9 protein-coding genes and 2 pseudogenes are annotated in these 10,249 nt (G+C 50.1%); 6 read left to right on the top strand and 5 right to left on the bottom strand.

Annotated elements, in window-relative coordinates:
* Nucleotides 1-1,049: 1,049 nt before the first annotated feature.
* The 3 genes and pseudogenes from ydgT to curA all read left to right on the top strand — a co-directional run bounded on the left by ydgT (nt 1,050) and on the right by curA (nt 3,044).
* The gene (gene ydgT, locus SPL01S_RS01710) at nt 1,050-1,265 is read left to right on the top strand and encodes a transcription modulator YdgT (RefSeq protein WP_004946155.1); all 216 of its coding nucleotides are present in this window, start codon (nt 1,050-1,052) and stop codon (nt 1,263-1,265) included.
* Between the two features lie 151 nt (nt 1,266-1,416).
* Nucleotides 1,417-1,837: pseudogene (gene uspC, locus SPL01S_RS01705) on the top strand (universal stress protein UspC).
* Between the two features lie 172 nt (nt 1,838-2,009).
* Entirely contained in the window at nt 2,010-3,044 is a 1,035-nt protein-coding gene (gene curA, locus SPL01S_RS01700) for an NADPH-dependent curcumin/dihydrocurcumin reductase (RefSeq protein WP_063197214.1), read from the top strand.
* Between the two features lie 241 nt (nt 3,045-3,285).
* Here the strand turns inward: curA and sbmC are convergent, their stop codons facing one another.
* Complete coding sequence (gene sbmC / locus SPL01S_RS01695) at nt 3,286-3,756, bottom strand: DNA gyrase inhibitor SbmC (RefSeq protein WP_063197212.1); 471 nt, start codon at nt 3,754-3,756, stop codon at nt 3,286-3,288.
* 47 nt (nt 3,757-3,803) lie between these two features.
* Nucleotides 3,804-4,646, bottom strand: a complete 843-nt coding sequence (gene kynA / locus SPL01S_RS01690; RefSeq protein WP_013813516.1) for a tryptophan 2,3-dioxygenase — start codon at nt 4,644-4,646, stop codon at nt 3,804-3,806.
* 435 nt (nt 4,647-5,081) lie between these two features.
* Here kynA and SPL01S_RS01685 point away from each other — a divergent pair, with 435 nt between their 5' ends.
* Nucleotides 5,082-5,432, top strand: a complete 351-nt coding sequence (locus SPL01S_RS01685) for a hypothetical protein (protein ID WP_013813517.1) — start codon at nt 5,082-5,084, stop codon at nt 5,430-5,432.
* 443 nt (nt 5,433-5,875) lie between these two features.
* Here SPL01S_RS01685 and umuC read toward each other — a convergent pair whose 3' ends face one another.
* The 3 genes and pseudogenes from umuC to SPL01S_RS25895 all read right to left on the bottom strand — a co-directional run.
* The gene (gene umuC, locus SPL01S_RS01680; protein ID WP_063197210.1) at nt 5,876-7,144 is read right to left on the bottom strand and encodes a translesion error-prone DNA polymerase V subunit UmuC; all 1,269 of its coding nucleotides are present in this window, start codon (nt 7,142-7,144) and stop codon (nt 5,876-5,878) included.
* 2 nt (nt 7,145-7,146) lie between these two features.
* Nucleotides 7,147-7,557 carry a translesion error-prone DNA polymerase V autoproteolytic subunit gene (gene umuD / locus SPL01S_RS01675; RefSeq protein ID WP_063197208.1) on the bottom strand — a complete coding sequence of 137 codons (411 nt, stop codon included), beginning with the start codon at nt 7,555-7,557 and terminating at the stop codon, nt 7,147-7,149.
* A gap of 280 nt (nt 7,558-7,837) precedes the next feature.
* Nucleotides 7,838-7,948, bottom strand: a pseudogene (locus tag SPL01S_RS25895) (hypothetical protein); the annotation flags it as partial.
* Nucleotides 7,949-8,280: 332 nt separating this feature from the next.
* Here SPL01S_RS25895 and SPL01S_RS01670 point away from each other — a divergent pair.
* Nucleotides 8,281-8,922, top strand: coding sequence for a hypothetical protein (locus tag SPL01S_RS01670; RefSeq protein WP_232246053.1), 642 nt, complete (start codon nt 8,281-8,283; stop codon nt 8,920-8,922).
* A 643-nt stretch (nt 8,923-9,565) separates the two neighbouring features.
* Nucleotides 9,566-9,904 (top strand): colicin E1 family microcin immunity protein, encoded by a 339-nt coding sequence (locus SPL01S_RS25815; protein WP_063197204.1) that lies wholly within the window; start codon nt 9,566-9,568, stop codon nt 9,902-9,904.
* Nucleotides 9,905-10,249 lie beyond the last annotated feature (345 nt).

Genomic DNA, 10,249 nt, shown 5'->3' with positions numbered 1-10,249 from the left:
CCCTTATACGTCCATTTTTTAACCGTGTTTTTGCTTAAAAATCAGCCATAAGTAAAAAAACGTCTTAAAAACAATGTATATGAGCCAAAAAAATATCATTTTTAGATCAATTCGAACAAAAGCATTACCAAACCAAAATAACAGAACAAAAATCTGTTCGTAGCCGGTAAATGCAGTATAAATAACCATTTAATTAACAATAAACTATCAACCCTCAAAAAATAACACACAGAAACTATAAGGACATTAAGTTTCAGATTTGACTTAAAGAACGGCTCATTGCCTGTTTTAATTTTAAGCGAAAGTGCATATTAGGTTAACAATGGGTTGCTTGGGTTATGAACAAGAAAACAGACGTAACGACATGTTTCTCGATTTGCAGAGTTAAGGCGGCGGATTTAGGCTTATGTCTCCCCATAACGTTTTATCGGCAGAGATAATTAAAACTTTAATCATTTTTTCATTGTAAAAAATTTAAATATCGCTGGGCGATTATTTTTCGATAAAATTTACCCGTGTATTTTTACCGCCATATAAAATAAAACGTAGTTTTATTTTAATTTTTTTCTCCGGGCGAGCTATTTCATTATTCGCTGCTGCCGGAGAACCAACCATATAACGTCGGTAATGTTGTCAGCGGCTGCCATAAGAGAATTGAAGGCGCCCTACGGTAGGTTTCAGGTGAATGCGCTCGACCGCCGGAACGCTTCAACGCGAGGAAAACAATCCCCTCAGGAGGATGGCTCAGCGTTCACCGCCCCGGTTTGGTCCCGCCCCGTAGCCCTTACCGGCCCGCCCCCCCTCCTCCAACAACCTGAGACTTTCCCTATTTCGCGCATTTACCGGCAGGATGACATTGCCGATACCGCGTGGGCATATTATTATTCTTCACGCAAAGGCGCTGGCAGCGCAGCCGATTATTACCCTATTGCAATTTATTCATTTGAAATTGATTTTTCAGGTCGAACATCACTCTTTTGACGCCGTTCTGGGTGACCGCGTGATGTTTCTTCGTCCGGCCACTACTCTTAACAGGCTATATTTTAATCATGAATGATACCTTCGATTACCTGATGACGTTCCGCAAATGCTCCAGTCTGGACAGCGTGGAAAAAGTGTACGACAAGCTTAACTATTCCATTGATAACGATATTGAAATGAGCAATATGTACCGTGCGGCCGATCACCGTCGTGCCGAGCTGGTTGCCGGTAAATTGTTCGATTTGGGCAAGGTACCAAAAACGCTGTGGGCGCAGGTGCTTTAATTTTCGTTCATTACGCGCGAAAGCCCCTTTATCTTTTATTGCTAAATAGCGGCAATAATCTCCGATTTATTGTCGCGCGTGATACAAAACACATTTATCAAACGCACCAGGCTCTACTCTTTATCTTAAGCATGAGAAACGGGGGTGGAAGATGGGATATCAAAACGTTCTGGTTACTGTCGCCGTAGCGGCTGACAGCCACCGCCTGGTTGAAAAAGCCGTCTCCATCGTGCGCCCCTCTAATGGCAAAATCACCCTGCTGAGCACGATCGCCAACCCGGAAATGTACAATAATTTCGCCGGGCCGATGCTGGGCGATTTGCGTGCGCTGATGGAAGAAGAGACGCTGCTGTTTTATGGAGGAACTGCGGCTGCGGGCCGATTACCCAATAACCGATACGCTGATCGTTCATGGTGAGCTGAGCGACAGCCTGAGCTACGCCCGCCAGCGCCAGCCGTTTGATCTGGTGATCTGCGGCAACCACTGCGACAGCATGATGAACAAGATCTCCTGTTCTGCTGCGCGTTTTATCAATACCAGCCATATCGACGTGCTGATCGTCCCGCTCTGATATCCGGCGGTTTGCCGCAAAGCCGCCACTTTTGCCCCCGCCGTCTTCATGGCGCACTTTTAGCTCTGTGACAGCCCTGCCGATGAAGGGGGCAGCGCCTAAGCACATTAGGCCATTCCCCCTCACCGAGGATTGACTAGACTTAGGGTTCTGTCCGCATAAGGAGTTCCTGATGTCTCAATCTGAACAACAAAATCGCCGCATCCTGCTGGCCTCACGCCCGCACGGTGAACCCACCGCTGACAATTTCCGCCTGGAAACGGGGGCGATACCGCAACCCGTCGCCGGCCAGGTACTTTTACGCACCGTCTATCTGTCGCTTGATCCCTACATGCGCGGCCGTATGAGCGATGCGCCTTCTTACGCGCCGCCGGTGGAGATCGGCCAGGTCATGGTCGGCGGCACGGTGTCGCGCGTTGTCACGTCGCAACACCCGGATTTCAAACCCGGCGATTGGGTGCTGGGCTATGACGGATGGCAGGATTATGCGCTGTCTGACGGCAACGGCTTGCGTAACCTTGGCCCGCAACAGACACACCCTTCCCGTCTGCTCGGGGTCTTGGGCATGCCGGGCTTTACCGCTTATATGGGCCTGCTGGATATCGGCCGGCCGCAACCCGGTGAAACCCTGGTGGTTGCCGCAGCCAGCGGCGCCGTCGGTTCGGTCGTTGGCCAGATAGCCAAACTGAAAGGTTGTCGCGTGGTCGGCGTGGCGGGCGGCGCGGAAAAATGCCGCTATGTGGTGGAAGAACTGGGCTTCGATGCCTGTGTCGATCACCGGGCTGCCGACTTTGCCGAACAGCTGGCCGCGGCTTGCCCGCAAGGGATCGACATTTATTACGAGAACGTCGGTGGTGCGGTGTTTGATGCGGTAATGCCGCTGCTGAACGCCAAGGCGCGTATTCCGGTCTGCGGCATTATTGCCCACTATAATGCCACCGGTTTGCCCGACGGCCCGGATCGGCTGTCGATGCTGCAGGGGCTGATTTTACGTAAGCGCATCCGCATGCAGGGTTTTATTATTTTCGATGACTATGGTTCAGAGTACGGTGACTTCCTGCAGCAAATGGGCGAATGGGTCGGGCAGGGAAAAATCAAGTTCCGCGAAGATGTGGTCGACGGGCTGGAAAATGCGCCGCAGGCGTTTATCGGCCTGTTACAAGGGAAAAACTTCGGCAAACTGGTGATCCGCGTCGCCGACGAGTAACCGAAAGCCAGGGCGCAGTTCAAATCTGCCATGCCCTGGCATTACCTCAATGCAGTTGCCTCAGCGCAACGCGCCGCCGGCGATCGTCAAGTCCCCGTCAAACGGCTCGATGCCGGTCACCGATACCCTCACCATCGTCACACCTTATGCCGTGTTTAAATTCGTAGGGTATCAGCCTAAACGGGGCAAAATGATGATGGAAATACGTTATCCACATATGCCGCTGCACCAGGGCCTGCGGTTATATTTTTTTCACCGATTGATAAATGTCGAGATCAAAATAACCATCGGCTTCACAGTCGTTGAGGTAGTGCTCATAGCACACGCCCTCCGTCGGTTGATAGCCGCTGGCCGGCAGTTCCTTTTGATAGAAATCGCTCCATGCCCGTTCAAAATCGCCGTCGGTAATGCGGACGTGATAAATTCCGTAGAGCCCGGCAGGCAGCGTTTGCAGCGTAAATCCCTCACTGCCCGGCGTGGGCAGCGTAAAATCGCTCGCCACGGTAAACACCACGTCGGCCCGCAGGCGTTCGGGCGCCACCTCAGCCGGATCGTCCCAGTACAGCACCAGCCATTTGCCGGGCTCAATGTCCTGTTGTTGCCGCCAGGCCATCAACCGTTCGAGGCCCAAAGGAATGGTCTGCGGGTAAGGCCCTACCACCCGCACCCCCACAACCTGTTCTGCTGCCCTATCCTCAATCCTTATCGCCATCACGATCTCCTCGCTACAAGATTACGCCCCTGGTTTCTGCACACGCGCTAGGCACCAATTTCGGTGCGCACGTCCAGCAGCTCCGGGAAAAAGGTCAGATCCAGCGCCTTTTTCAGGAAGCTGACGCCGCTGGAGCCACCGGTACCCGATTTGAAGCCGATAATGCGCTCTACCGTCTTCATATGACGGAAACGCCACAGGTGGAAGCTTTCTTCTATATCCACCAGCTTCTCGGCCATTTCATAGGCTTCCCAATACTTTTGCGGGTGGTCGTAGATCTCTTTGAACGCCGGCAACAGATTCGGGTTGCGTTGGTATGGCTGCGTCCAGTCGCGGTCAGTACATTCCTGCGGGATCGGCAGGCCGTGGCGGGACAGGTAGAGCAGGTATTCGTCGTACAGGCTTGGCGCCTCGAGGATCGCTTTCAGCGCCGCGTGTTTTTCCGCATCATTACTGAACACCGCCAGCATGGCCGCATTCTTGTTGCCCAGTAAAAACTCGATGGAGCGATATTGATGGGACTGGAAGCCCGAGGAGTTGCCCAGCACGTCACGGAATTCAACATACTCTGACGGCGTCAGGGTTTCCAGCACCGCCCATTGTTCAAACAGCAGCCGCTGGATCTGTTTGACCCTGGCCAGGATCTTGAAACAGTGGCTGAGCTTGTCTTGTTGCACCAACGCCCGTGCCGCCTGCAGTTCATGCAGCATCAGCTTCATCCACAGCTCAGAGGTTTGGTGCTGCACCACGAACAGCATTTCATCATGATGCTGCGGGTTGGACAGAGGATGCTGGCAATCCAGCAACTGGTCCAGGCACAGGTAATCGCCGTAACTCATGCGTTTGGAAAAATCGGTGACAATCGCGCTTTCTAATTCTCGTTTGTTCATCTGTACTCTCCGCGGTACCACGGCCGGAAGCGGCGTGGAACGTGCTGCAAAGAGAAAACAATAGTACAGAACCCTCACGTCCGAAGGACTATAAACGAGAGTTGCCTCGCAGATCTCGGTCATGATGCGGCCTGGGGTAATCTCGTATCGGTAAAGGTGCGGGAGGAGTCTCATTCCCGGCGCAGAATACCTGGCGCAAGAACCTGAAAACATCAACAAAAAATAAAAAACCAAACGGGAGTATTACAGTGAATTAATATCGATTAGCCTTACCCTCATTATTTAATACACCAACTTACCGCAACCGATAACATATTTACATTTCAATTTTATTTTCTAAAAAAACACTTGATATGATAATTACCATGCGCTAATAATTAATCACCTTACAGAGGTCAGCATTACAATAAATCATATATTCAAAAGGAGTTGGTTATGGAAATCGTTGATGCAGTTTGGTTCGACTCTATCGCAGGCGGTCGCGGCAATAATGGTGGCGATCGTACCGATAATGGCGGAAGAAATAAGGGTGGAAGTCAATCCGGTAACAACAGTGGTTCAGGTAATTACTACGCCAACAATACCTCGGAAGACTGTATCAATGGGATGGGCGTTGGTGCGGCATTGGGCGCATTTGGTGGGTTACCCGGTATAGCCGCTGGCTTGATTGGCGGCGCAATTACCGGGAAATGTTTCCAAGACACCAGTAAAGGCGGCGGTAACGTAGGAATGGGTAAAGGCGGCAACAAGTGCGGGTCAAGCGCGGGTGGCAGTTGTTCCTGGTAAGCGTTCACACTAAAAAATGATTTCTATATTTTGTTGTCATGTTCACTTTCGGCAAGTCTCCTGTAGAGAATTAGCCTGCCCATTTTGAATTATAACAACGCAACCACCTGGGAATTCATTAATTAAAGGCGGCAGTTAACACCTGCCGTCTTATAGATTAACAAAGAGTTATAAATGGATAAAATCATCAGACCCATAATTATATTTTTCGCCATACTTTCCATCTCCCCTTTCCTTAGTGGGGCCGGAGTGTTAACACCGGGTTCCGTGTTCTCTGCACCCGCGGGCATATCCAAATTTATGATTACCCTCGCCACCGGCTACTTTTTTGTTTCTTTATCCTTAAAGTTCTATGATTTCTTACGAAAAAGTAAATGAATATCACAGCAAACCACTACCATCAGGCAGCCATACTCAATCCCCTTTGCGAGGCTGGATCGGACTCAGCCAACCCTAACCTTGATAATATCGCTAAATTTAGTGGTATAACCCGGTGACAGCATTTCGCGTTTCATCTGCCACGGCTTGACGATGCCTTGCCCGGCAAACCAGATGCGGCCGCGCCCTTCCCGGTTGAGCTTGTCCAGCGTCGCCATCAGTTGGCCGCTGTTGCGCCGCGGCGGGCAGTCGTCGAACAGGTCAATTTGCGCCATGGTACCGGCACTGAAATCCCCCAATATCACGCCGCCTTTCAGGTAACGGCAGCCCTCCCGCCAGATGCTTTCCAGCGCACGCACTGCCATGGCAATAATATCGCGGCTGTCGTTGCTCGGCGTTTGCAGCCGGGCGGTGCCCAGGTTGCTGTAGTAACCCTCACCTGCGGAATGTGGGCTGGTCTTGATAAAGACCGACACGCTGCGGCAATAGCGTTCGTCCTGCCGCAGTTTTTCCGCCGCGCGCTCCGCATAGCTGCAAATCGCCTCCCGCATATGCGGGTAATGGGTCAACCGCTGGCCGAACGAACGTGAGCAGATAATCTGCTCTCTGGCCGCGGCCTCATCCTCCAGTTGCAGGCAGGATTCCCCGCGCAGCTCACGCACCGTGCGTTCCAGCACCACGCTGAACGTTTTGCGCATCAGCCGGGTGTCGCAATCCGCCAGTTGCAATGCGTTTTCAATCCCCATCGCCCGCAGTTGCCGGGTCAGTCGGCGGCCGACGCCCCACACTTCCTCTACCGGTATTAACGCCAGCAGCTTGCGCTGGCGGACAGGATCCGAAAGATCCACCACACCCCGGGTACCTGACCAACGCTTGGCGGCGTAATTGGCCAACTTGGCCAGCGTCTTACTGGGCGCAATACCCACGCCGACGGCCAAATGCGTCTCCTGCAAAATCCTTTGTTGCACCTGGCGGCCAAACTGCGCCAGATCGGCACAGCGGTTAACGCCATCCAACCGCAGAAAGGCTTCGTCCAGCGAATAGATTTCCACCGCCGGCGCCATCTCGTCCAGAATGCTCATCACCCGGTGGGACATATCGGCATACAGCGCGTAGTTGGAAGAGAACACCGCCACATTGCGGCGGCGCATCTCCTCCTTGATCTTGAAATACGGCGCCCCCATCGGCACGCCCAGTGCCTTGGCCTCGGCGCTACGGGCGATCACGCAACCGTCGTTATTGGACAGGACTATCACTGGCTTACCTTTAAGATCTGGCCGAAAAACCTGCTCACAGGCGCAGTACATCGAGTTGACGTCAACCAGCATAAACATGCTCACCTCCCAAACGAGTGCAGGGCGTGGATCACCACACCGAAAATTTCCAAAGTTTCGGGGTAAATGGGGCTATACGCTGGGTTCATAGGCGCAAGGAAGATCCGCGGGGTGAGCAACAGCCGCTTTACCGTAAATTCGCCGTCGACGGCGGCGATGCTGCCATGCACGGATTTTTCTGCCCGATCGACGATCAGCAGGTCACCTGACAAGATCCCGCCATCAGACATCGATTCGCCAGTAGCCCGGATAAAGTATGTTGCCGCTGGATGCTTTATAAAATCATAAAAATCAATTAATTGCTCAATACAGTCATCGGCAGGGCTGGGGAACCCCGCAGGGCAATGTGTACCAAATAGTGGGAGTTTTACGGGCTGGCCTGGTGAAAATAAATACAATTTCGACGTGTTCATAATAGGTATAATTTATCTGTATATATATACAGTAAATCATAAACGAAACGCACGCGGACGCAAGCCTGAAACCAAGCAACCATGCAAGATGCGGCGTAATTTAATAATTTTCTGAGTGTTTTTTTATATCTATTGACGATGATTTTTCGGGGGCTTGCGCACATGTTATCCACTAAAACTGTGGATAACGCCTAGTCTCCCGTCAGCCTGTAATCAGTTTATGGAAAAGGTTATTTAATAGGTGAGAGAGCCCGTGCAGTTTATTCTGACCTGGTGCTTAGAATGTCAGTGAGCCCCGATTGACGAGAACCTTGTTGTAGATAGCCCAGTTGGTGATTTTGAACTGTTGTTTTGCCACGTAATACCACCAGAGGGTCAGGAATGTGGTGATCTAATCCTGATTGCGGTCAAAAGTTCGATTTATTCAACAAAGCCTGTTGGCGGGTGATCCTTTTGTGTCGATATAGCCAAAGTATAGCTTCAGCGGTGTGGCGAGTTAGAGTCAGCAGTTAATTTTATAACTAATTGAAAATGTTAATAAAGTACAAGAAACCGGATTGTGTTAAATAAATCAATTACTTATGATTAGCACTAGGGTTGATTGACCGTAATCCAGTATTTTGTCCCATGCCATCATCCCCCCTTTCAGTGATGTGATATTCTTATCTTGTTGAATGTTGTCCTATCTTACCAGTCATGTTAGGGAGCGTTACCGTGAACAAAATGAAAGTATTGGCTGCCGGCTGTGTCCTGCTGGTTTCTGCGTCTGCTCTGGCTGCCGAGCAGGACATATCCATCCAGGGAAAGCCTCTGCAGGTGGTGACGGCTGATGGCAAAAACCATTCGCTGGCTACGTGTGGTGACTACCTTTCTTTGCAAAAAAATAAGCAGCAGATCGCTTCTATTACCGGATTGTCAGATCGCGATTACGTCGAAGCCCAGGACTCGTTGATCCAGTGCAACATTCAAAATTATGTAACTCAGCATCAGTATGCGCCAATCACTGGCTCTGCAGTGCCGAGTATTCAACAAGTGGTGGCACATTTGCCGGCCAGCACAGCGCTGGCAGTCTCGGATGATGAGGTTACGAAGCTCAAGGCGAAGGGACAGGGTAAAACGCTGCAGGAATGGACACCAAGTCTGAAGTTGAAGGAGGACCGGATGGTGTCGGACAAGGACCAGGTTGCCTATGCCGTAAGCCAATATCAGGTATTCAAAAACCCACAGGGGCAGTCACTGACGTTCATCACCCTAGGCTCAGGGGTGATCGGCGGTACGTTAGGTAAATTGTCCACTTACCGTATCGACGACATGAAAGGCAAAGTTTGGACGGTTATCCCCGTCACTGAGAACACGCCACTATAATGATGAAGTCCCCGCTTCCGGGGCGATAGGTATCACTTAACGGGCGTTTAGCAGTTGATCCCGCGTGGCATTGATACCCTTTGTGAATAGTCTGTATGCACTCTGAATATATATAGAGTCATTGGTAGTATATTTGAAATTAGATTGCCTTGTAGATTTATAATAATTATATTGCTAATATTTAATATCCTGTGCAACCACTTTTTTAAATTTAGCTGTGCCGTTTTATTTTGCTAGGGATTTAAATGCGGCATTTTATTTATTCTATTAAATAATGTTATTCATCGTCCGGCCAGATGATTTCCGGTATTTACTGCCGGGCACTCCTTGATAAGGTGGTTACTTCGGCCAACCGGTGTCATAAATACAGAATAACCAGACTGTTTGCCTGGGTTATCATAACCTTGTCCCCTGGACAGGATCGGGGTTTCCGCTTTGTGTAAAAGTCGGAAGACCGTTGAGCTTGCAGACGCTAGCTTTCAAGTCGTGGGGTATCCACCTAAGGCGACTGTACAGGGTGAATAGACGCTTGAACGGCTTAGTGCTGTCCTTCCTGCTCTTTTCACAAGATTTTATTTCGTCAAGAATGATAAAATAGGAACCACTGTGCAGGACAGGTAGTTCTGGCTTTGGAGACGTGGTGATGACGAAGGCATTTTATCTAAAATACTTAGTATATGGTTCACTGTGGGGTTGCCTAGCCGCGTATATTTATTATAGCGGGTTCAATCATGGCCATTCGATAGGCATATATCTCATGTTTGGATTGTCTGCCGTGCTCTTTCCCTTGGCAAAATGCCTGATTGAAGCACTGGCCCTCAAATACACAACGCGCGAATTCTGGACGCGGGGGTTGTTGGTTGAAACCCCTGCCAGAAATGGCCTTTACGCCTTGTACCATATGGTTTGTTTTATTTTTTCTATCCCTCTCGGCATTGTCTATCTCCTGATAAATAAAAACGCCCTACAGAGTAAAGTGTAGGGCGGTAGGCTTAGTTGAAGATTGTGTTGTTGACTTTTTGGATCAGCTTTTCACCGGTGAGCGCGAGTAACAAACCATACACCAGAATACCGAACGGTGTAGTCGTTAACACCACAGAGATAAATAGCGATTAATATCGTGACAATGCTAACCGTTAGCAAAGTATCTCTCGGCCAGGCACCGCTTAAACGCTGTAGCCAGTTCAGCAGGATCTGCCGCAGCCTTCCCCAGCTTATAAATACTGAGGCAACCACTACAACACGCATATTCGTTAGCTATTTAATCTCAGACTATTCAGAAAAAATTATACTTAACCTATTAATTACATTACTTAATGCCGCACTA

Source organism: Serratia plymuthica NBRC 102599, assembly GCF_001590925.1.
Lineage (GTDB): Bacteria > Pseudomonadota > Gammaproteobacteria > Enterobacterales > Enterobacteriaceae > Serratia > Serratia plymuthica.
This window is presented reverse-complemented; position numbering and strand designations above follow the sequence as displayed.